The sequence below is a fragment of the Bacillus sp. BD48 genome, assembly GCF_046566805.1.
In the GTDB taxonomy this organism is placed as follows: Bacteria; Bacillota; Bacilli; order Bacillales; family Bacillaceae; genus Bacillus; species Bacillus safensis.
The window spans coordinates 116854-137735 of sequence record NZ_JANGFM010000001.1; the positions used below are offsets into that span (position 1 = coordinate 116854).

A 20882-nucleotide genomic window follows, 5' to 3' on the forward strand; every position below is an offset into this window, starting at 1 on the left:
CACTACCATTCATTCCTGATCAATTGGAGACTGAATATGATCGTCATATGTATCGATATATAAGTTTCCATTACTTGAACGAACAGCATAAACAATGTCCTTTAAGGACAACTGCCTTTTTTTAAGCTCTTCTTCTATCCATTGCTCTGTTAATTGATTTTCATGTATGTTCTTTTGGATGAGCTTTCCGTCCATGATGACTTCAATCGGCATATAACGCTCTGCATTCATGAACAAATGAAGGTCCTTCCGCGTGACATTTTCAAACGAAGGGTATTTTTTCACTGACATATGCCCATCTGTTTCAATCATCGCAAATTCAACTTCGCTAATATCAAAGATGTCTTTTTCTCTCAACTGCTGATTTAAATAATCAAGAGTATATCTCATCCCCTTCATATTTCCTTCAAGAATTTTTCCATTTTGTATGACAAGGGTCGGTTTGCCAGCCATAAACCCTCTCATCTTCCTGCTTCTTAGTGCAAGCAGGGAAATCACATAAATAATCATGACAAGTGACACAAAGGAAATCGTTGTGTGCTGAAGCGGGAGCGTAGTATTAAACGCCAGGTTCGCTGCAATAGAACCTAAGCTGATGGCTGCAATAAAATCAAAAATATTCATTTGCGCAATGGTTTGTTTTCCTAAAAGACGTGCTCCTCCAAATAAAATCGCAAAAGCAAACATCGTCCGAAGAATGACTTCAATATGGTCAGGCATGCAAGTGTCCACCTTTCATTTGCATCAAAAAAAGCCTTTTCCTTAGAAAAGACTCTTTGTTAGACTATGCATTTATTCCATCATTATTCAATTGGGCAGTACCGCTTTGTTCAAATTGCGATCGCAGTTCAATAATTGAGCTATTCCTCACATGATCTGCTTCTTGCTCAAGAAGCCACGTATAGAACCTAGCTTGCTCCGCTGTCTGCAAAGCCTGCATATATTTTTGCGAGGAACGCTTCTCTGCAACGCGCTGCTTCATCCCGCGCATCTGCTTCCAGAATTGATAGTAAGGAAGCTTGAGTTTGGTCATAAAGCCGCGAGCATCCTCAATGACATACCCCTCTTCTTTTATTGTGTCATCATGAGAGACCGCCTGATACCATTTATAAAAAGAAGTCCAATCATGGAAAACAGCCACTTCCTGCTTGCAGGATATCCCCAGCTGGTCACTTAAACTTTTCACTTCAGGGAATGGTGCTTTTTCATAGCTTAACTGCCGCTTCACTATATCGAGTAAAATGAGTTGATCTTGTTCATATGTGATAATATGCGGATCTTTTTCTGGCAAAATGACTTCAAACACAAGAGAGACATGGTAGTCACGAACGTATGATTTGATGTAATCAGCCTGCACGTCACTAAAGGTCTTATAAAATAGCTCTTCGACCCAGGAAGCATGCTGATTTTGTTTCACATGTGATGTATAGGATTTGGATGTAAACACCAATTCATCTTCCATTTCGTTATACCCAACAGTTCCTAAGTATCCATTTGCTTTATCATATACGGTGACAGGGAATTGAAGATGGTTCACTAAATGCTGCATTCTTGTCTCCGGACGCTCATCAATGTTAAAAAATTTATTGTAGCTTCTAGACACAATCTGCTTTGACACCATATTGACAAACAAACCCCTTGCCTTCACATTCACATCATCCCACTGACGTTCACTAAAAGCCTTTTTCGTAAAATTAAATGATGAAATATGGTGTGGAAGCTTTAATTCCTGTACGTATTCATGCTGATCTAAATGAGCTAAAAAATCATCCAGTGAAATATCTGGCTGAACAGCAGCTGATTGTTTTTTCTCAGAGGCTCTGTAGACTGGATTGTCAATTTCATGAGTCTCAATCCCGTCAGCTGTGATTTTCAACACCCGCAGCTGCCCGCCAAATTCAACCTGACCTTCTAGGTTATAAGATCTTTCCGCTGCGTGAATAGGCAGTCTGTATAAATTGCGATGCCCGTGAATTTGGATGATATCCAGACCAGCTGTATTTTGAACAAATAAGTGATCAATGTCATCTGAATATTCTCCAACGCCGTGAATGAGCTGCTGTGTTGAGACATGAAGAAGCTCTTTTGGCAAATGAGCGAGTCCGCCATGGGTAACAAGAAATGTCTGATCATGGTACGTAAAATAAGTCAGCTGATGAAAGGTTCTGACAAACTGTCGTACTTCCTTCAAATCAAAGTCTGCTGCTTCGATTTCAGGCGCAGTATGCCGATTAAACATATTGCTTCTCACTTTCTCACCATGTGCAAACCGGTATAAATGCTGATCATGATTGCCTTCAATGACGATGACATTCCGGCATTCTCTATGGGCAAGCATCCATTCTAATACTTCTTTGTTTTCTATTCCTCTATCAAGCAAGTCACCTGCAAAAATATAAAGTTCGTTTTCTTTGATGTCTCCTTGCAAATAGGTGGTAAGTGCGGTGTAACAACCGTGAATATCTCCGAAAACATGAATGGCCTCATATTGATCAAAGGATCGAGGCTGATAGGTCATCACTTGCGGATATTCCCCCGGCTGCAAAACAGTCACCCATGACGGGACCTTTTCTGTTTTTAACCGCTCGTTCATTTGATACAAAACAGATTCCCGCACCACTTTGTGAGATTCACGTGAGCGATTTTGTAAAAGAGCTGTTTCAAGTGGCACCTGCGTGAAATCGACAACATATACCCTGTAACGATACGAAGTCGCTAAAGACTTATATTGAGAAATCGATTTACTTGAAATATGTGTCGCATCAATCACAGTAAAGTCTCCGCGCTCCATACGGGCTGTGAGTAAATCGAATAATAAAGACCAAACTTTGTGGTCATGTTTGCTTGAAATGTCTAGTTTCCCATTGACTGATAGCTGCGGCGGCTGCGTCAACAGCCGGATTTGATCGGCTGATAAAGTGTAAGGCTCTAAGCCTTGTTCTTTGATCCATGTTGATTTACCTACGCCTGGGAGACCTCTTAAAAGGACTAAAGTTCTCATATTGGTTCTCCTTTAATGAGTGATATTTTACCTATTATAGATAAATTATGGATAAATCTCAATCTTTTATTGATTATGGTAATATATAGATAGAAAAGGAGGTTTTACATATGTCTAATGGAGAGAATATGGCATTCAACATGGGAGATCTTCTATTTCAAGTGTTCTCTCTTCTATTCATAGCCTTTATTGTGACAATCATTGTCATCGCGTTTCGCATGATCAGAAGAAAACGAATGGAATTGAAAAAAATCGAGGCAAGATTAAACAAAGTGATTGAAAAAAACGATTTAAAAGAGTAAAAAATCCGGGAGTTAACCGGATTTTTTTGTTTTCATCACGATTCCTTGACGCTGCTGCATCAAAAAGAAAAAGACGCCTAAAAGAACAAGCAGACCGCCAAGCATTTGAAACAGCGTGACTTTCTCTCCAAGCAGCCATACAGCAAGTATCGTTGCCCCAACAGGTTCGCCAAGAATACTCATTGAAATGGTTGTCGCATTCACATAGGTTAATAGCCAATTATTAATGACATGAGACATCGTAGGTATGATGGCGAGCAATAAAAAAATTCCCCACTCTTTACCCGGATAGCCTATAAAAGGAGTTTGTTGAAGCAGATTGAATAAAATTAAAAAAAGACCGGCAAAACCAAACACACAAAAGCTATAAATCCAATGAGATATCTTTCTTACAGCCTGTTGACCTATTAATAAATAACAAACCACAGCGATCACACTTAAAAAGGATAAAATATCTCCTAAGATGGCTTCCTTGCTATGACCAATATCTCCCCAGCCTATCATGAGGGCACCAACAATCGCTGCACACATCGTCAATAGAGCAGACATTGTTGTTCGTTCACGGAATATAAGGAATCCGCCTAATAAGGACACCATCGGCTGAAGGGCGATAATAATGGTAGAGCTTGCCACTGTCGTCAGCTTCAGTGAGCCAAACCACAACACAAAATGGAGTCCTAAAAAGAAGCCTGACATACATAAGAAAAACCAGTCTCTGCGCTTTATTGAGAGAAATTCTTTTTTTCTTGGCAGGATAAACGGCAGCATGAAAGCCGCCGCAAAGATCATTCGATACATACTTAAAATAGCAGCAGGTGCATTTGACCATTTCACAATGATTGCAGAAAACGAAATGGCAATAATTGAAATCACAAGCGGCAGTGCAATTGATTTCGTTTGAGCAGTTGTCTTCATTTCCATTAGCAGCTTCCTTTACATCAGCAGTAGATGAGCAGTTCATCTTGTATGTCGTCATCTTACTATGTCCATTCACCAAGTGGCAAGATGATTTTTTAAAACTGGCGTGAGCTTTTTGGATGAAAAAAAGCTTTCATTACGAAAGCCTTCACTCATCATCTATTAAAAGATAAACGGCCTGAACTGGACCATGAACCCCTACTACTAAATTCATTTCAATATCGGCAGAATTACTTGGACCGGATATGAAATGGATGGCACCTTTCGCCTGCTCCCCCTCTTCTACTGAACGATTGAGAGCCGAAACAGCCTGAATCATGCGCGGAACAATCGAGCTTTTCTCTATACACACGATATACATCATCGGTAAAAAATGCAGCGCTCTTCCTTGACCTTGGTGGGATGAAAGAACAACTGTACCTGATTCTGCAAGGGTATAATCACTGAACACAACTGCATATTTCGCTTGTTCTGCCTGCCTTAAGTTTTCTTCTCTTGATGCATCTGTATTCCAGCAGGTGACGGACATTCCTTCTTGTTGCAAGCTGTCAAACATAGGGCGGAATACATATTCTTCAAAACGCCGATCACGCGATGTTATCACAGAACCTTCACCATATTCTGTCATCAATAATCGTAATACAGAGGGCGCTTCCTCGGGTGTTGTTTCGACTACTCTTGTGTGAATTTGCTGGCATTGCTTTTTCAATTGCTCGACTAATTCATCTTTAGACAAACATTCGTTTGTTTCCCACTGGACTTGATGCCTCCATTTCGGACGCTGAATTGATGCAGATGGAGAGGAGTTTTTGCCTAATTGATGCTGGATATGAGATAAAAACGACTCTCGATGAGAAATGGTTCCCTTCATCACTTCTCCTCCTTTTGTCTCTTTTTAAACCAATCCCTGAATCTTTCTTTACTTGGAACTGGCAGGTCACGAATATCTGTCCAATTCTTTAAAGGGCCTATTCCTTTTGAAATTTGTCCGTTTGAAGCCATACGATTCATCAATGCAGGGGCTGCTTTTGTTCCAAATTGATACATCCCGGGAGACGCTGCCCCCATGCCAAACATTTTCATCGCCATCATTTCAGCTTTAGGCGCTCTGCCCTCTTTTTCTACGATCACCTGTCTATGTTTAATTAATAACTCATGAAGTGGAATTTTCACTGGACAAGCATCCGTGCAGGCTGCGCACAAACTTGATGCAAAGGGGAGCTCCTTGTAGTCATCATAGCCGCCAAGAAGCGGCGAAAGAACAGCTCCGATTGGCCCGGGATAAATCGAACCGTACGAATGTCCGCCAACATGCCGGTAAACTGGGCATACATTGATGCAGGCTGCGCACCGGATACATTGGAGAACAGGCTGAAAGTCCGTTCCTAATATATTTGACCGCCCATTGTCCACAATGACCAAGTGAAATTCTTCTGGTCCATCCACTTCTCCTTCTCCTTTTGGTCCCACAACAGAAATATAACTAGTTAATTTTTGACCGACTGCGCTTCTGCACAAAAGACCCACAAGGACATCCAGTTCCTCCATCGTTGGAACAAGCCGCTCCATTCCCATAACGGCAATATGCGTCTTCGGTATAGCCGTAACAAGATCCGCATTCCCTTCATTTGTCACAAGGCAGACGGACCCTGTGTTGGCCACTGCAAAATTACAGCCGGTCACACCAATATCAGCTTCGAGGAATTTTTCACGTAAGATGGCTCTTACAAAACTCGTCATTTCTTCGGGTGTTTCTGACATCTCATACCCTAGCTTCTCATGAAATACTTCCCGTATTTGTTCTTTCGTCATATGAAGGGCAGGTGCCACAATATGTGAAGGCGGTTCATGGTCATCCACTTGCAGAATATATTCGCCAAGATCGCTTTCTACTACCTCACAGCCGATCTCTTCAAGCGCTTGATTCATCTCGATTTCTTCTGTGACCATTGATTTTGATTTGACGACCTTTTTGGCTGCTTTTTTCTGTGCCACGTCTTGAATATATGCTGATGCCTCTTCCTTTGTTTTCGCAAAAAAGACATGGCCTCCGCGTGCACTTACACTTTCACTTAATTGATATAAGTAGTCATCAAGATGCGTCAGCGTATGCTGCCGGATTTCCTCGCCAAGCTCACGCCACTTTTCCCAATTGCCAAGCTCCTCGCTTGCAGTCAGCCGTCTTTTATACAGGCGTTCCTGTGCTGAGGAGACAGCACCTCTCATGACTGCGTCTTCTAAGCCTTCCCCGATCCGTTCTTTAAAGGCCTTTTCTCCAATTTTCATACTCATATGCCGTTCCCCCTCTTAAAGTCCGCGGCTGTTTAATACTTCTGCGATGTGCATGACCTGGATAGGTTTATCAAGACGATTCAGCCTCCCGCCAATGTTCAGCAGACACCCGCAGTCAGCACCAATGATATATTCAGCGCCTGTCTCCTCTATGCTTTGTACTTTTTCATCGACCATCTGCTCAGAAATAGGGGTCATTTTCACTGAAAAGGTTCCTCCAAACCCGCAGCAATTTTCTGCGCGGGGCAATGGTTTCATCGTCAAATCTTTGACATTTGACAACAGTGTAAAAGGCGCCTCCTTAATGCGCAGCAGTCTCGTCATATGACAAGAGGTGTGATAGGTTGCGTTTCCTTTCAGGCTCGCCCCTACATCTGTCACGTGTAATATATCAACAATAAACTCTGTTAATTCATATGTTTTTGCGGCAAGTGCCTCAGCCTTTGCCGACCACACTCGTTCTTCTTTTAAAAGATGAGGATATTCTAAAAACATCGCCTTGCACGAACCTGATGGTGTCACAACATATTCAGCTGATTCAAAGGCTTTGATCATGTTTTTCGCTGCTTTGATTGTCTCTTTTGTATAGCCGCTGTTAAAGGCTGGCTGCCCGCAGCACACTTGTGTTTCTGGAAATTCCACTTCAACACCGAGTCTTTCCAATACTTCCACTGTCGCCTTTCCTACATTTGGCTGCATCGTGTCAATTAAACAAGTAACGAATAAATGGACTTTCATCGGCGAACTTCCCTTCTATTGCTACATTTTGATTCATCCTTCTGGTCATCTGATGACTAAATAACAGACCTTAATTTCATTTTAATCCCAAATTTCTGAAATTTCAACGAAGTGATTTGTCTAAAATTTGTACTTATGGTTCGTGTGACTAAATGAAAAAAACGCCCTTTTCATAGGGCGTTTTTGATGTTTATTTTGAAATCAATTCACGAATTCTTTCTTCAATAGGTGTTAACGGACGGCCTAGTAATGTTTCGAAATCTTGGCTTTCGACGGCTAAAGCACCATCGCGTATGCCGCTTTGAATGGCTTTGACAAATGGCACTGCTTCTTTTGGTACACCATTTGAAGCTAAAAATTCTCCAAATGTGTCTACATCTATTTTTTCTACTTTGATTTCTTTTCCGCTCACCTTACTAACAATTTGTGCTAGTTCAGTGTGCGATAGAAGCGGTCCTGACAATTCATATATCTCCTGATTAAGAACCGGAAGTGTTAACGCATTTGCTGCCGCTTCTGCGTAGTCATTTCTTGTCGCCCAGCCAACCTTCCCTTCGCCAATAGGGCTTAAAAATGGTGCACCGCTGACTGACGCCAGAATCGTGTCTTTTTCGTTTTCAACATACCAGTTGTTTCTTAAAAATACATGAGGAATACCAGAGGCCAAAATGGCTTCTTCTGTTTTGGCATGGTCATTTGCAAGGACAAGCTGACTCTCTCTTGCATTGACAACACTTGTATAAGCAATTAAGCCCACATTTGCTGCTTTCGCCGCTTCAATTGCCGCTTTATGCTGCTCGACGCGGTCTCCATCCGCTGTTGAAATGATCAACAGACGGTCAATGCCCTCAAATGCTGATGTGAGAGTGTCTGGCTGAGTAAAGTCTCCATGGCGTACATCCACCCCAGCATCTTTCAAATGTGCTGCTTTTTGCGGATTTCGAACACTGACTGCAATTTGTTCAGCTGGTACTTTTGTAAGTAAATGCTTGACGACGAGCGATCCAAGTTGTCCTGTTGCGCCTGTTACTAATAATTTCATTTGTTTGACCTCCTCAGTTTTCGTTCAACGGTGATGGTATTCGTTATAATCGAAATGGTTACAACAAAGGTGTAAAAAAAGCTCCAAGTACGAGCTTTTTTATTCCGCCTCTGTTAATAATTGCTGAATTGTCACTTGCTTGAGGTGATTCTCAAGTGCTGCTTGTGCTTCTTTTAGTTCATGCCGCAGTCTCGTATCCATCGCTTGACCAATCGGGCATGCGATGACAGGCTGATGAAATTTAAATAATTCTTCATCCTCGCTTACATCCACAGCACGGTACACATCTAAGAGCGTGATGTCCTCAGCCGGTCTTTTTAAATAAGCACCGCCTACTCCGCGGCGAATTTCAATGAGGCCCGCCCGTTTGAGCATTGCCATCATTTTTCGAACAATGGCTGGATTTGAATTCACACTCTCTGCAATAAAATCACCTGTACACTCTTTTGGAACACCTGCAATAAATGACATAATATGAACAGCAATCGGATACCTGCTGCTAATTTGTTTCACAATCTTTCACCACCGTTGTAATCAATATAGTTACAATGAGTGATTTTGTCAATCAATAAACGGATTTTTCTTTCGATCCCAGTCCTCATATGTCATGATATCGTAGTTTTCTGCTGTATCAAGTTCAAGCGGAGCAATGCATTCAAGCAGATTTTCATCTGGGTCAAGAAAATAGATCGCTGCATGAAATTGCGGCGGATTATCGAGAACTAAAGGCTGTTCCTCTTCTGAAAAACCAAACATTGGGTGAATGCTGATCCCTTTTTCTATCAGCCAGGCTTTGATCTGTTCGATGCTGGATGTTTTAATTTGGAAGGCTACATGTCGAGTTGCTACGTGATATGGAATAGTGGACATATCTGCCTTCCATATGCCAATCCAGCTCTTTCCTTTCTCAATCCATAAAAAGGCTACTCTTTCATTCTCATGAGCAAGTGTCAATCCCAATTTTTCATAAAACGCAATAGATGTCTTCAAGTCACTCACAGGTAAATGTGCTTCATACAGTCCTTTTATCATCATCAAAATCACTCCTTTTCTACCTTCTATTCTGCGGGAATTGATGAGATTCTGCTTCAGCAAAACGATGTATTTTATCTCCAACATTAGTTTGAGAGAACTTGAATGTTTGATCCATTACAGATGGGGGAAGGTGTTCAAATAAAAGAAAGGAGCGGTTCATATGCCTTGGACGATGAACGATTATCCAGCTTCATTTCAATCATTAGACAACGTCATTCGAAAAAAAGCGCTTGAGATTGCCAATAAAATGATCCAGGAAGGCTATGACGAAAATAGAGCCATCCCAATCGCGATCAGTCAAGCGAAAGAGTGGAAAAAGAACGCAACGGAGAAAGAGGTAGAGAATTTCTCATCTCATGGTTCTATCAAACCTTCTGAGGGCAGGAGCTCCGCAAGACCAGAGCTCATGGACTATGCGCAGCATGTAGTAAAACACGAGGAAGGCTGGGCGGTTCAAACAGAGAAAGCGAAACGAGCAAGTGAGGTCAAAGAAACAAAACAAGAAGCAATTGACCGGGCAAAGGAGATTTCAGCTAATAAAGGAACTTCCGTTGTCATTCATCGAAAAGATGGGACGATTCAGGATGTGTTAAAGCCGCAATAAGACCACTTGTCAGCGGTCTTAGCGTGTAGACAAACCCTCGCATTCTTTGTCAGGTCTGCGCTCCGGTGCTCGTCCTTCCTAGACTGCAAAGGTTTTCTATCACGCTGAATGAAAACAAAAGGCTAAAATAAAGATCATTTTAGCCTTTTGTCAACAATTTAAGACCGCTCGTCAGCGGTCTTTTTTATGCATTCTTTTCTTTTTTCGCTGGTGTTTTTCTTTTCTTAGGCGCTGCTTTTTTCGCTTTGGCTGGTTTTGATCGGTCGATCGAAGCCTGTAGTGCGGCCATTAAATCAGTCACATTGGATGCAGGATCTTTTTTGCCTGTCGTTTCTGGTTGAACGGTATGTTCTCCAGATATTTTATCGCCAATTAAATTCATCAGCTGTTCTCTGTATTCATCCTGATATGCCGCTGGATCGAATGTCGTGGTCAGCTGCTCAATTAAAAGGAGCGCTGTATCTAACTCTTTCTTTACAATGTTCTCCTCTTGGGGAATATTCGGTACATCTGATACTTGTCTAATTTCGTCAGGGAAATGGATGGTTTCCATCAGCAAAATATGTTCATAGCACCTAACGATCGCTAATTGCTCCTTTGAGCGGATCATAATTTTTGCCACACCAATTTTTCCCGATTCCTCTAGAGCTTTTCTTAATAATGAATAAGCCTTTGCTCCGCCGGTATCCGGTGATAAGAAGTAACTTCGTTCATAATAGATGGGATCAATCTCTTCAATCTTCACAAAATCAATGATTTCAACGGCTTTTTCTTCATTTTCTTTTCGCAGTTTTTCTAGCTCTTCATCGTCCAATTCAATAAATTTATTTTTCGCATATTCATACGCCTTCACGATTTGTTCCGGCGCTACCTCTTCACCGCAATTGGCACACACTTTCTTGTAGTTAATAGGTGTGTGACACTCTTTATGCAGCTGTCTTAATTTAATGTCTTTGTTCTCTGTAGCGGTAAACAGCTTGACTGGAATATTGACCAATCCGAAACTAATGCCGCCTTTCCATACTGTATGCATTGCGCTTCCTCCGTTCTTTTCTCCTTACTATGTAATGTTTTCATCAGACTTATGTATGTGATTGAAAATTTCATCCCACTCTAAGAACACATGATATAAGGAAGTGACATGCACAATGAAACCTATGCGATTAACATCTGCACATGATATACCTGCCGGTGCAGACTGGGTATATGAATTAAAATATGATGGCTTTCGGGCTATTCTTGTATGGGAAGAAGACGAGATTCGTTTAGAAAGCAGGACCGGAAAACGGCTAAATGAGCAATTTCCTGAAGTGATGGATCAGTGCGAACAATTAAGAGACCAATTTGCTCCTTTTTTACCACTGACGCTTGACGGAGAATTGGTCTTTTTACTGAGTGAACAGCAAAGTGAATTTGCGAAGGTTCAGCAAAGAGGTAGGCTGAAAAACAAAGAAGCCATTCAACGACAGGCTGAACGATTTCCTTGTCATTTCATTGCGTTTGATCTATTAAGCTGCAAAGGGAAACCTCTCGTTGATTTACCGTTGATGGATAGAAAAAATCAGCTACAGCAAGTATTCCAAGACGCAAAGCTCCCCTCATCAGTTTTGCTGGAGCACCCTTCCCTTTTGCAGGTCATTCATACAGACCTAGACTCTGAATACATGAAAAACTTAATGACGACGTATTTAGCAGAAGGACTAGTAGCGAAAAAAAAGACGAGTAAATGGCAAGACAATACTCGTTCAAAAGAATGGCTGAAAATGAAAAACTGGCGGTATGTCTCTGTCATTGTCACCCGTTTTGATAAAGAAAATGGCTATTTTCAAGGTTCCATTTATCAAGATTCGGCTCTCATCGAGGTTGTCCAATTCAAGCATGGATTTTCTAAAGAAGAAGAACAAACGCTGCGTACACTATTTCAAACAAAAGGCCAGTTTACAGGAGGATCATCATATGAAATCCCTCCTTCTATCGTTGCCAGCATTGCTTGTATATCCTTTGATGGATCGGCGTTAAGAGAGCCGCGTTTTTCTTCCTTTTTACTAGATGCTGATCCAGTGGCATGTACATTTCAGCAAATGCTCAAACAGCTGTATCCACTCCCCGCTGCTATAGACGTCACTCACCCTGAGAAACCGATTGTCCCGGCCCTTCAACTAAACAAGGCAGATTATTTACTTTATTTGAGACAAGTGGCTCCCTATCTTTTGCCCTTTTTACGCGAAAGGCGTCTTACTTTAATTCGGTATCCTCATGGCACTGGAGACGAATTCTTTTATCAAAAATCGACTCCTGATTATGCGCCGGATTTTGTTTTGACAGATGAAGTTGATGATATTTCTTACACGGTCTGTAATGATCCTCGTACGCTTCTTTGGCTTGGCAACCAGCTGGCGATGGAATTTCATATTCCTTTTGAGACAAGAGATACGGATCGGCCGACAGAAATCGTCTTTGATCTAGACCCGCCATCTGTAAATGAGTTTCATCTAGCCATAGAAGCGGCTAAACGAATCAAAGCGATTTTAGACGGGCTTTTTCTCACAGCCTTTATTAAAACAAGCGGAGGAAAAGGGCTTCAAGTCTATATCCCATTAAAGAAAAACGCCTTCACATACGAAGAAACAAGACGATTCACCGCGTTTATATGCCAATTTTTATGTGAACAAGCACCGGATCTTTTTACTCTGGAACGTCTTAAGAAAAAACGCGGCAATCGCTTGTATCTAGACTACATTCAGCACGATGCTGGAAAAACAATCATCGCTCCATATTCCCCAAGAGGAAATGAGCTTGGACTTGTTGCGACACCGCTTGAATGGGACGAACTCTATCATGATGAGCTTCATCCTTCTCTTTTTACGATGCCGGCTGTTATAGAGCGTTTAAAGGAAAAGGGCGATCCGTTCCGCCGCATGAGGCACCTTGTGAATGATGATACTTTTAGACAAGTCTTACATCAGCTTGCACACATGTGACCATCTCATCAGATGGACATTCGCGGTCATAAAGCGTTACACTTATTCATTAGAGAGGAAGAAAGGGATGACTATTTTGACCGCACATTCATTTCGAAATACAGCTTTGATTTTCTTATGTCTTTCCGCAGGAATTGTGGATGTGATTGGCTATTTAAGCCTAGGGCATGTGTTTACAGCCAATATGACAGGTAATATTGTGCTGCTTGGCATTGCAGCAGGAAGCTCCTTGCAGCTAACAGCCCTTCATTCCATCACAGCTCTAAGTGGATTCGTTTTAGGGGTTTTACTGGCAGTTGTAATAGGCGGAAAGCATGAGAAAACGTTTTGGCCAAAAGCCGTTACACGCATCTTTATCATCGAATTGATGATTTTGCTTCTATTTGCTCTCATGACCATTTTCCCTTATACACAAGGTGCTTACTTTATGCTGATCATCCTTTTAAGTATGGCTATGGGTATGCAGACAGCAGCCGCTCGTAAATTGAATGTTGCTGGCATTTCCACAACCGTTCTCACGAGTACACTTGCTAACCTATTTGAAGATGCAGCCCAGCGCATATCATACCGGGAAAAAAGAAAGGCTCCTATCCAGCTTGTAAGCTTGATGCGAATAGGCTCGATTGTCTTCTACTGCCTAGGAGCGGCTTTAGCTGCATATACAGATCGTTACGATCCGTTTATCATCATTTGGCTGCCTATCATCATCCTAGGCGTCATTGTGATCACTGCTGGATTGAAGCACTTTCACCAATTGAAATAGCCTATCTTTAGATGGCTATTTCAATTATTGTGATCTTACACTAGCTAATAACTCCTTACATAAAAACCAGGAGACATGGAACTATACGGATATCCAGAAAATGGCCCGTATCCCCCATACCCAGGGAAACCGCCTAAGCCAGAGAACACACCAGGGCTCAAATAATACCCGCCGAAGCCGATATGGGAGCCAACCGGCCCAATATGTGCTCCTCCTCCTGTAAATCCGCCTCCATGAAAACCACCATAAACCCGTGGATACATACAATCACCTGCCTTCGAATCAGACCTTATCTCATCATATGCATGACAAATGGGGCGGTGCCCCTGCTTTTTCTTTTCCTTCTATGTACATTAGACCAATTTGATAAAATTTGAATGAAAAGTCCTGCAAAAAATTAAATTAAGCAAAGAAAAGTGACCTTTTTAACTTGTTGCTCTGCCCTATGTTTATTTAGAATAATGGAGCAGGTAATAAATTTGCACACCCCCTTTGTTGCGAATTCTTCTTATTAAACGTTCTTGCAGCGTTTAATAAGAAGAGCCTATTAAAACACAAAAAACCCTTGCTGACGATATCAACAAGGGCGAGAGATAAATGGTATTAACCACCAATGATTTTTTCTGCAACTTCGAATGAACCTGCAACGTTTTGCGTCAGAACAGTCGCAGCGACCGCTAAACCAACAACGAATAATACTTTTAATCCTGTTTTCATCTTAAATCAACCCCATTCTTTTCATATGTAAATCCGCTTCTAAACTTTTGTTCAAGTAAAAAACAGACTGCTCATAAAGTGCTTGCTTTTCACAATATTTTGCTGCAAATTGTGATAGCTCTTTTACTTCATGATATTCATTCTTCTCTTCTAACTTTCTTAATTTCTCATCAATTTGCTTAAATCTTTGCGGTGCATGCGTTAAGTAAAGATCATGTACGATGCCTATTTTTAGCTGAAACACTTCATGAGAAGCATCTTTCATTCTGGCATATGCAGCCTCTATATATTGGCTTGCACGCTGCTTTTCACCAATCACACAGAGTTCCCGGCTGATCAGATACGTAGAATGGAAAAAGAAATCTGAATCATAATACTCTTGATGGGACAGTGCTTTTTCAAGATGACGTATCGATTCCTTCGGTTTGTTCCAAAATGAATATAAAATGGCCACATTGTGATGATGCTGAGCCAGCATAAAATCATCCTGCTCGCTTGTCAAAACCTCTTCTGCCAAACGATAATTCTCAAGCGCCTCTTCATACCGGCCGATCTCTGTTAGATTCGCTGCTATGAGGGAGTATGAAAGGGCCGTTCTTCTTTCATACTGCTTGTGCCGCTTATAGACGTGCAGCGCTCTGCGGATATAGCTTAATGAGAGCATAATATGACTGAGCCGGTAATAAAGCCATGCCACTTTAAAATCGAAATCAGCACGTTCGATCTCACTTGGAATTTTATCTAAGAGCTTTTCAGCACTTTGATACATTTGCAATGCAACCTCATAATTACCTTGATGCTGCTCATACACACCCTCATAAAAATCGAAATAATAGGCAAGACGGTTAGACAGGTCATCCTCTTTTTTTCCATAATGACCCTCTATACTTTTCGTTGAAACATTGCCCTTTTGCCCTCTTAAATTGTACATAAGAATGTGATGCCTCTTCTCAAGAAGAGAATAGTATATGAGGATATCCGCATCGTCAATTTCCTCTACCGCTTGTTTCGCTTTGGCAAATAACCGTTCTGCCTCATCTGCATGATCTTTTTTGATTTCCATGTTCCAGTCATTTAATAGTGATGCCAATTCCGCAACAGGAACTTTGCTCATTCTACACCCCCAATCACCTTCAGCTAAAACACATGATTTCACTAAATATGGAACTTCTATTAGCAATTGCTAATTCGTCCATTTGACATCATTTTAATATGAATCACTTGAATCTTCAATAACCGTTTCCATTGAAAGTGCGTTTCTTTCTCCTAGTCAACGATATTTGCGAAAAAATTCCGCCTTTTTTTAAAATAAACATCTCGAGATGAAATGAAAAAAGTCCTTTGTTGGGGCTTTCTAATCTTATGATGGTTCATAGTAGCTTTTCATTTATCCAGTTTCTTTATATAATATGATCAATAACTTACACGCCTCAGTAGCTCTAGAAGGGAAGAGCGCCGTAAAACAAATTGTAGCTGGCGGGTCGCAAGGCAAGGGTTTCAGAAGCACCGAAAAGCACACGAGCTGAGACAGGTGAAATTCCTGTTGGTGAAATTCCGTAGGGAAGCGTGTTGCCCCTAGCCTATGCTTACGAAAGGAGTGCGGGTTCGAATCCCGTCTGAGGCTTATGAGGTATATGGATTGGGAGGATAAACATCATGCATGTGTTTGAAGAATATATCAGCAATATCGGTAACCCCGAGCTGAAGCAGCGCACTCAAGACATCTTACAATGGATAGAAGACACATTTCCTCAATTAGAGCCAAGAATTGCATGGAATCAGCCTATGTTCACAGATCACGGCACATTTATTATTGGATTTAGCGTGGCAAAACATCACATTTCTGTCGCACCAGAAGCAAAAGGCATTGATCAATTTTCAGCTGACATTGTACAAGCTGGGTACGATCATGGAAAAAATCTGTTTCGCATGAAAGAAAGCTTGCCAGTTGATTATCCTCTCCTGAAAAAAATCATCGAATTTAATATCGAAGACAAATCGGATTGTTCAACGTTTTGGCGAAAATAAACAATACCCCGATCTCAGCGTAAACAGATTGGGGTATTTTTCTGCAACAATGTTATTTTGTTCTCTTCCCTAACAATTTTTGTTCAAGCCATTCATAGCATGACAGGATGACATCAACACTTTTTTGGCATATCGGCACATATACAACGGCGGCGGCTGTTAAACATGCTATAGCAGCACCTGCTAAGACATCAAATGGATAATGAACACCTATCCAAATTCTTGAAAAACCAACAGCACACGCAATGATCAGCCAATACATATGGCGTTTGTGAAACAGCCAAAAGATCAGGCAAATTGAAAAAATAAAGATGGTATGATCACTTGGAAACGAGTTATTCACTTCCTTTTGAATCAAAAGATTGACGTGACTCATTTCTGCAAAGGGCTGCTGATTAAAATAAAAGACCCCCGCGATTTTCCCAAGTAACTCAGCGAGTACGAAGGTCAGTCCAGCAGATACAACCATCGCCCTATTGTACCTGCTGCGATTTTGAAACCATACGAACAGACACATGAGCGCTGCTAACAGCACTGTATACTCAGCTAGTCCAATAAATATCGGATTCAAGTAACCATGATCGATACTGAGCTGATTCACCCACCTAAATAAATCTTCATTAAATTCCCGCATCTCATTTCATCCTTTTTACTTGATTTATGATAAGGATAATTGAAATGAGATGTCTGCCTCCATCGATTGAACGAACAAACCATGGAATCATATGACATGTTTGTCACTTTTCTGTCACCTGAACATCGTGTACTAACTTATCTAACGAGAGTGATGTTGCACCCATTCCTTTTTTAGCAAAGCATATTGATACGTGTTTTCATATTTAGGTGTGCCGTCTTCATGATTTGTAAATGAAATAAACTCAAGAAAAAGGCCTTCTTTCCGCATGCCTAATCGCTCACATAATGCCTGTGAACGGACATTATCATCCTCTACATAGGCATAAAGACGCCTTGCTCTCTTTTCTAAAAATAAATAGGATAAGAATGCTTCAGCACTCTCACGCGTATATACCTTCCCTTCATACGCTGCATTAAAATTCCATCCAATTGAATACATATCAGGCTCCTCTTTTAAATGAAACAATTCACCAATAACCTGCCCACTTTCTTTTAAACAAACCGCTACATATGAGTGATCTTCTTTCCTCTTTTGCACCTTAGCGGCCGCTTCCGCCAAGGTAGAGATTCGATCATCAAGAAAACAATTGACTCTTGGATGAGCCAAGTACTCTAGCATTCCTGCCGCATCTTCATCACAAAACCGTCTAATCATTAACCGGTTCGTTTCTAATAGATTCATATGTTACCCCTCACTGTTTCTACTCGATTTCGCGTTTTCAGTCTCTCCATATTCTAGATGACATGTATCAACTTTGACAATCAGATTCATATTGAATTGTCTTCAAATAAACCCATCAAAAGCATTTTGGCTATTAAATATCATGATCACAACTGTTATAATAGAACATAGGTTTGCATTTTATCAAAAAGGGGTTACATCATATGATCAAAACGGTGGATGGCAACATTTTAGAGGCAAGCGAAGACATCATCTGTCACCAGGTGAACTGTAAAGGAGTCATGGGCGCTGGATTAGCGAAACAGATCAAAAGCAAATATCCGAATGTGTACAAAGATTATAAACAATTATGTACAGAACAAGGAGATGACTTGTTAAGCTCTGTTCAACTCATCCCAACAAAAGACGGAAAAACCATTGCCAACTTATTTGCCCAAGCTGGATACGGAAGAACAAGACAGCAAACAGACTACGATGCCTTACGCAGCTGCTTTCAACACCTGAAGGATACAGTGACACAATCATCTGAGGAGAAAAACCCAACGCCCATCGCCATTCCATACGGGATCGGCTGCGGATTAGCAGGCGGCGATTGGACGATTGTTGAAGAGATGATTGAAGAGGTACTGAGTGATTGTGAGGTGACGGTTTATCGGTTTAAATAATGGAATGAGGTTTTTATGAAACATATATGACAAATACCCTCCTTAAATTGGAGGGTATTGTGCGTTAGTTATCTTCTTTATTTTTCAAATAATTTAATACTGCTTCTTTATCTTCTTCATCGTCGGGTAAAAATCCGAACGTTTCATATTCCCAAACTGCGATTCTTTGCACATTGTCTATGCCTAATGAATAAACATCATCATATCCATACTCAATAGTAAATTTTCCTGATGACTCTAGCTGAAGAGTCGCTGTAGTCCAAACTCCTAAATCATATTTTATATATTCCTTTTTCAATTCTCTAAATTTATCACTAAGTTCGACTAGTAAATGATTATAAATAGAATTACTTACTCTATATCGTTCGGGAATATCGTGTCCATAAATATACTCTTCACTATTAGATTCAGTAAAGTAAAAAGTAATTCCTGCTGAATCATCAAGTATTTCAGCATACACCCAAACTTTATCCCAATCACATGGTATTATTTCATTAATTGATTCTGATATTTTTTTATAATCTTTTTCTAATTCTTCCATTGTCTAACCTCCAGGTTGATTTAAAATAATTTCACGAACGGATCGTTTTCCAATGTTATATTCGACTACGAAACTATCCGGTCTTAATGAATCATTCTTATAGACAGGTTCAATGTTAATTTTTACATGTTTAGGTGGATCGGCTCTCAATGCTCTCAACCACCTTTGCTCCATTTCATACCATTTCCCGCCACTTCTATTAATCTGTGAATTCATTGGGACAAGATTATCAATATCCCCAGACCCTTTAAAAATAGATGCAATCAAATGACCTCCGTCATCTTTTAATAGCCGATCTGGCTTACCTGAATTGGATTGGGCATATTGGTTTCTTTTGACCTCTCCGTATTTTAAATCACTTGCTTCGACTTTGACAATTCTTCCGTAGTGATCGGTTGTGTAGGTGTAACCTTGTTTAGTTGAATAAACGACATTAGGCTTTAATACTTTCTTACGTTTCCATCTCACATAGTGATCTCCGTAACTGACAACAGTCGGTGGTGATTTTGGTGCTGGTAAGCGTCTGCCTGTCTTAGAGATGCCATATCCTGAATTGTTGTCTAGACGCTTTGCCATAGAGAGGAGTTTATTTTTGAGATTTTCTCCGTCAAACACGTTATACGGCAGCTTCGGGCCAGCCATTTGAAACTTTGGTGAGTATGGCAATAGATTCGGAATAGAGACTCTGTCTAATGATCTTGCTCCTTGTTCAAGCCCTTTCTTCACCGTCGTTTTAGCTGCAGTTGTCCCCGTTTTTGTAATGGCACCTGCCCCTTTAGACCCAAAGACGATTTCAGCTAGAGAACCAGTCGCATAGGCGAACCAGTGTGATCGAGAATATGCATCACCATCGATGACTTCTTTTTGGAATGAGTCTGAAATCGACTTTCCAATCGCTTTCGACGTTTCAATTGGATGGGAAACAGCCGTTACGACCGATTCAACGGCACCTCCAGGATCTGTCACAAGATCGTAGATGCCAACTACTGTATCTTTGGCCACATCATACAGACCAACTGCTGCACCTTTTACAACATCAACGAACCCCTCTGATGCTTCTTCCTGCGCTTTGATCTGGAGAAGCTGGCTGTAATACATTTTTTGATCGTAAGAAAGATTTTCATATCCAATTTCGTCTACAATCTCAAAGTATTTCTCTTCCGATATACACGAAGGATCGTTAAGCTTTTCCTTCAATTCTTTGATTCTTCGTTTCTCTTTTTCTTCTTTTTTCACCTTTAAATATGCTTTCACTTGAGCATCGATTTTATCATGATTCTTGTACACATCTGTTTCATGAAATGCTTTTGCATCGTAATACATTGGCTGCGCATTTTTCCCTTTTCCTGTAGCAGCCATCATTTTTGCATAAAAGGTTGCAAGATGTTTCTCAATCGCTTCTGATTTTTCATATTCTGTTTTTAGGGCATGATCTAATTTATGTACAGCATCAATGGCCTCTTTTCTTTTTTTATTGGCATCGTCTAAATGTTCATTGACCTCTTTACTTGAAAATACATTCAGTTCTATAAGATCACTGATGTCATCAAAAATAGTAGATAGAGCTTCTTTTTGTTCCTTGACCATATCTTTATTATTCTGAATGCCTTGTTTCAGTTGAGCGTCTAAAAAATGCTCATCAATAAATGTACTCCCGCCTAACGATTCATCATCAAGCTTTCCTTTTATCCCATCTAAAAATGCTTTTTGCATATCAATAAAATCAAGATAAGTGTCCGTGTAAATCGCAAGATCCTCATAAAAGGCTTTAATATTGTCTGCACCTTTTCCAGTAAATTCATCACCTAATCCCGACACACTTTTTAATGCTTTTTTTACATGCTGCATTTCGTCTCGAAGCTCCTGATAGGCTTTTGACCTTTGTTCGACAGCTGACAGTAAAGATGGAGCATCTAATATTTTCATATAAAAAAGAC

Annotated in this window: 22 protein-coding genes; 6 read left to right on the forward strand and 16 right to left on the reverse strand. The window is 40.7% G+C overall.

Translation table 11 applies throughout. The annotated features are described in order from the left end of the window. Positions 1 to 9: 9 nt before the first annotated feature. Both ACLGGR_RS00630 and ACLGGR_RS00635 read right to left on the reverse strand, forming a co-directional pair. A complete protein-coding gene (locus ACLGGR_RS00630) occupies positions 10 to 720 on the reverse strand; it encodes a DUF421 domain-containing protein (protein ID WP_142944894.1) in 711 nt (236 codons plus the stop codon). Between the two features lie 64 nt (positions 721 to 784). After that, the gene (locus ACLGGR_RS00635) at positions 785 to 3001 is read right to left on the reverse strand and encodes an RNA ligase (RefSeq protein ID WP_410972304.1); all 2217 of its coding nucleotides are present in this window, start codon (positions 2999 to 3001) and stop codon (positions 785 to 787) included. A gap of 110 nt (positions 3002 to 3111) precedes the next feature. Between ACLGGR_RS00635 and ACLGGR_RS00640 the strand changes: the two genes are divergently transcribed. Next, positions 3112 to 3303, forward strand: coding sequence for a hypothetical protein (locus ACLGGR_RS00640; RefSeq protein WP_095408601.1), 192 nt, complete (start codon positions 3112 to 3114; stop codon positions 3301 to 3303). Positions 3304 to 3315: 12 nt separating this feature from the next. Here ACLGGR_RS00640 and ACLGGR_RS00645 read toward each other — a convergent pair whose 3' ends face one another. From ACLGGR_RS00645 to ACLGGR_RS00675, 7 genes are all read right to left on the reverse strand, one after another. Next, the gene (locus tag ACLGGR_RS00645; protein ID WP_410972305.1) at positions 3316 to 4224 is read right to left on the reverse strand and encodes a DMT family transporter; all 909 of its coding nucleotides are present in this window, start codon (positions 4222 to 4224) and stop codon (positions 3316 to 3318) included. Between the two features lie 145 nt (positions 4225 to 4369). Beyond that, positions 4370 to 5092, reverse strand: a complete 723-nt coding sequence (locus ACLGGR_RS00650; protein ID WP_410972306.1) for a LutC/YkgG family protein — start codon at positions 5090 to 5092, stop codon at positions 4370 to 4372. Further along, the gene (locus ACLGGR_RS00655; RefSeq protein WP_410972307.1) at positions 5092 to 6513 is read right to left on the reverse strand and encodes a LutB/LldF family L-lactate oxidation iron-sulfur protein; all 1422 of its coding nucleotides are present in this window, start codon (positions 6511 to 6513) and stop codon (positions 5092 to 5094) included. The genes ACLGGR_RS00650 and ACLGGR_RS00655 overlap by 1 nt, the downstream gene beginning before the upstream one ends. 15 nt (positions 6514 to 6528) lie before the next feature. Next, entirely contained in the window at positions 6529 to 7251 is a 723-nt protein-coding gene (locus ACLGGR_RS00660) for a (Fe-S)-binding protein (RefSeq protein ID WP_252058124.1), read from the reverse strand. Between the two features lie 190 nt (positions 7252 to 7441). Beyond that, positions 7442 to 8293 (reverse strand): SDR family oxidoreductase, encoded by an 852-nt coding sequence (locus ACLGGR_RS00665; protein ID WP_410972308.1) that lies wholly within the window; start codon positions 8291 to 8293, stop codon positions 7442 to 7444. A gap of 99 nt (positions 8294 to 8392) precedes the next feature. Beyond that, a complete protein-coding gene (locus tag ACLGGR_RS00670) occupies positions 8393 to 8806 on the reverse strand; it encodes an Rrf2 family transcriptional regulator (protein ID WP_142944886.1) in 414 nt (137 codons plus the stop codon). 48 nt (positions 8807 to 8854) lie between these two features. Continuing rightward, a complete protein-coding gene (locus tag ACLGGR_RS00675) occupies positions 8855 to 9328 on the reverse strand; it encodes a VOC family protein (RefSeq protein WP_142944885.1) in 474 nt (157 codons plus the stop codon). A 160-nt stretch (positions 9329 to 9488) separates the two neighbouring features. Here ACLGGR_RS00675 and ACLGGR_RS00680 point away from each other — a divergent pair, with 160 nt between their 5' ends. After that, positions 9489 to 9932: a DUF2188 domain-containing protein gene (locus ACLGGR_RS00680; protein WP_410972309.1), complete on the forward strand. Its 444-nt coding sequence runs from the start codon at positions 9489 to 9491 to the stop codon at positions 9930 to 9932. Positions 9933 to 10116: 184 nt separating this feature from the next. Here the strand turns inward: ACLGGR_RS00680 and ku are convergent, their stop codons facing one another. Then, positions 10117 to 10965 carry a non-homologous end joining protein Ku gene (gene ku, locus ACLGGR_RS00685; RefSeq protein WP_048240214.1) on the reverse strand — a complete coding sequence of 283 codons (849 nt, stop codon included), beginning with the start codon at positions 10963 to 10965 and terminating at the stop codon, positions 10117 to 10119. Between the two features lie 115 nt (positions 10966 to 11080). Here ku and ACLGGR_RS00690 point away from each other — a divergent pair, with 115 nt between their 5' ends. Beyond that, positions 11081 to 12913 (forward strand): DNA ligase D, encoded by a 1833-nt coding sequence (locus tag ACLGGR_RS00690; protein ID WP_410972310.1) that lies wholly within the window; start codon positions 11081 to 11083, stop codon positions 12911 to 12913. A 67-nt stretch (positions 12914 to 12980) separates the two neighbouring features. After that, positions 12981 to 13676, forward strand: a complete 696-nt coding sequence (locus tag ACLGGR_RS00695) for a YoaK family protein (RefSeq protein ID WP_410972311.1) — start codon at positions 12981 to 12983, stop codon at positions 13674 to 13676. A 44-nt stretch (positions 13677 to 13720) separates the two neighbouring features. Here the strand turns inward: ACLGGR_RS00695 and ACLGGR_RS00700 are convergent, their stop codons facing one another. Further along, complete coding sequence (locus ACLGGR_RS00700) at positions 13721 to 13939, reverse strand: hypothetical protein (protein WP_410972312.1); 219 nt, start codon at positions 13937 to 13939, stop codon at positions 13721 to 13723. A gap of 455 nt (positions 13940 to 14394) precedes the next feature. Further along, on the reverse strand, positions 14395 to 15507 hold the full coding sequence (locus ACLGGR_RS00705) for a response regulator aspartate phosphatase (protein ID WP_323650234.1): 1113 nt from the start codon (positions 15505 to 15507) through the stop codon (positions 14395 to 14397). Positions 15508 to 16049: 542 nt separating this feature from the next. Between ACLGGR_RS00705 and ACLGGR_RS00710 the strand changes: the two genes are divergently transcribed. After that, positions 16050 to 16421, forward strand: coding sequence for an iron chaperone (locus ACLGGR_RS00710; RefSeq protein ID WP_410972313.1), 372 nt, complete (start codon positions 16050 to 16052; stop codon positions 16419 to 16421). A gap of 52 nt (positions 16422 to 16473) precedes the next feature. On the opposite strand, the gene ACLGGR_RS00715 is transcribed toward ACLGGR_RS00710, so the two are convergent. Continuing rightward, the gene (locus ACLGGR_RS00715; RefSeq protein WP_410972314.1) at positions 16474 to 17055 is read right to left on the reverse strand and encodes an undecaprenyl-diphosphatase; all 582 of its coding nucleotides are present in this window, start codon (positions 17053 to 17055) and stop codon (positions 16474 to 16476) included. 141 nt (positions 17056 to 17196) lie between these two features. Next, positions 17197 to 17739 carry a GNAT family N-acetyltransferase gene (locus ACLGGR_RS00720; protein ID WP_410972315.1) on the reverse strand — a complete coding sequence of 181 codons (543 nt, stop codon included), beginning with the start codon at positions 17737 to 17739 and terminating at the stop codon, positions 17197 to 17199. Between the two features lie 203 nt (positions 17740 to 17942). Here ACLGGR_RS00720 and ACLGGR_RS00725 point away from each other — a divergent pair, with 203 nt between their 5' ends. Next, positions 17943 to 18404, forward strand: a complete 462-nt coding sequence (locus ACLGGR_RS00725; protein ID WP_410972316.1) for a macro domain-containing protein — start codon at positions 17943 to 17945, stop codon at positions 18402 to 18404. 64 nt (positions 18405 to 18468) lie between these two features. On the opposite strand, the gene ACLGGR_RS00730 is transcribed toward ACLGGR_RS00725, so the two are convergent. Both ACLGGR_RS00730 and ACLGGR_RS00735 read right to left on the reverse strand, forming a co-directional pair. After that, the gene (locus ACLGGR_RS00730) at positions 18469 to 18945 is read right to left on the reverse strand and encodes an immunity protein YezG family protein (protein ID WP_142944878.1); all 477 of its coding nucleotides are present in this window, start codon (positions 18943 to 18945) and stop codon (positions 18469 to 18471) included. A gap of 3 nt (positions 18946 to 18948) precedes the next feature. Further along, positions 18949 to 20871: a T7SS effector LXG polymorphic toxin gene (locus tag ACLGGR_RS00735; RefSeq protein ID WP_142944877.1), complete on the reverse strand. Its 1923-nt coding sequence runs from the start codon at positions 20869 to 20871 to the stop codon at positions 18949 to 18951. Positions 20872 to 20882 lie beyond the last annotated feature (11 nt).

Excerpts from the sequence above, each read along its gene's own strand:
- ACLGGR_RS00630 (WP_142944894.1), bottom strand. The coding sequence starts at position 720 with ATGCCTGACCATATTGAAGTCATTCTTCGGACGATGTTTGCTTTTGCG.
- ACLGGR_RS00635 (WP_410972304.1), bottom strand. The coding sequence starts at position 3,001 with ATGAGAACTTTAGTCCTTTTAAGAGGTCTCCCAGGCGTAGGTAAATCA.
- ACLGGR_RS00640 (WP_095408601.1), top strand. The coding sequence starts at position 3,112 with ATGTCTAATGGAGAGAATATGGCATTCAACATGGGAGATCTTCTATTT.
- ACLGGR_RS00645 (WP_410972305.1), bottom strand. The coding sequence starts at position 4,224 with ATGGAAATGAAGACAACTGCTCAAACGAAATCAATTGCACTGCCGCTT.
- ACLGGR_RS00650 (WP_410972306.1), bottom strand. The coding sequence starts at position 5,092 with ATGAAGGGAACCATTTCTCATCGAGAGTCGTTTTTATCTCATATCCAG.
- ACLGGR_RS00655 (WP_410972307.1), bottom strand. The coding sequence starts at position 6,513 with ATGAGTATGAAAATTGGAGAAAAGGCCTTTAAAGAACGGATCGGGGAA.
- ACLGGR_RS00660 (WP_252058124.1), bottom strand. The coding sequence starts at position 7,251 with ATGAAAGTCCATTTATTCGTTACTTGTTTAATTGACACGATGCAGCCA.
- ACLGGR_RS00665 (WP_410972308.1), bottom strand. The coding sequence starts at position 8,293 with ATGAAATTATTAGTAACAGGCGCAACAGGACAACTTGGATCGCTCGTC.
- ACLGGR_RS00675 (WP_142944885.1), bottom strand. The coding sequence starts at position 9,328 with ATGATGATAAAAGGACTGTATGAAGCACATTTACCTGTGAGTGACTTG.
- ACLGGR_RS00680 (WP_410972309.1), top strand. The coding sequence starts at position 9,489 with ATGCCTTGGACGATGAACGATTATCCAGCTTCATTTCAATCATTAGAC.
- ku (WP_048240214.1), bottom strand. The coding sequence starts at position 10,965 with ATGCATACAGTATGGAAAGGCGGCATTAGTTTCGGATTGGTCAATATT.
- ACLGGR_RS00690 (WP_410972310.1), top strand. The coding sequence starts at position 11,081 with ATGAAACCTATGCGATTAACATCTGCACATGATATACCTGCCGGTGCA.
- ACLGGR_RS00695 (WP_410972311.1), top strand. The coding sequence starts at position 12,981 with ATGACTATTTTGACCGCACATTCATTTCGAAATACAGCTTTGATTTTC.
- ACLGGR_RS00700 (WP_410972312.1), bottom strand. The coding sequence starts at position 13,939 with ATGTATCCACGGGTTTATGGTGGTTTTCATGGAGGCGGATTTACAGGA.
- ACLGGR_RS00705 (WP_323650234.1), bottom strand. The coding sequence starts at position 15,507 with ATGAGCAAAGTTCCTGTTGCGGAATTGGCATCACTATTAAATGACTGG.
- ACLGGR_RS00710 (WP_410972313.1), top strand. The coding sequence starts at position 16,050 with ATGCATGTGTTTGAAGAATATATCAGCAATATCGGTAACCCCGAGCTG.
- ACLGGR_RS00715 (WP_410972314.1), bottom strand. The coding sequence starts at position 17,055 with ATGCGGGAATTTAATGAAGATTTATTTAGGTGGGTGAATCAGCTCAGT.
- ACLGGR_RS00720 (WP_410972315.1), bottom strand. The coding sequence starts at position 17,739 with ATGAATCTATTAGAAACGAACCGGTTAATGATTAGACGGTTTTGTGAT.
- ACLGGR_RS00725 (WP_410972316.1), top strand. The coding sequence starts at position 17,943 with ATGATCAAAACGGTGGATGGCAACATTTTAGAGGCAAGCGAAGACATC.
- ACLGGR_RS00730 (WP_142944878.1), bottom strand. The coding sequence starts at position 18,945 with ATGGAAGAATTAGAAAAAGATTATAAAAAAATATCAGAATCAATTAAT.
- ACLGGR_RS00735 (WP_142944877.1), bottom strand. The coding sequence starts at position 20,871 with ATGAAAATATTAGATGCTCCATCTTTACTGTCAGCTGTCGAACAAAGG.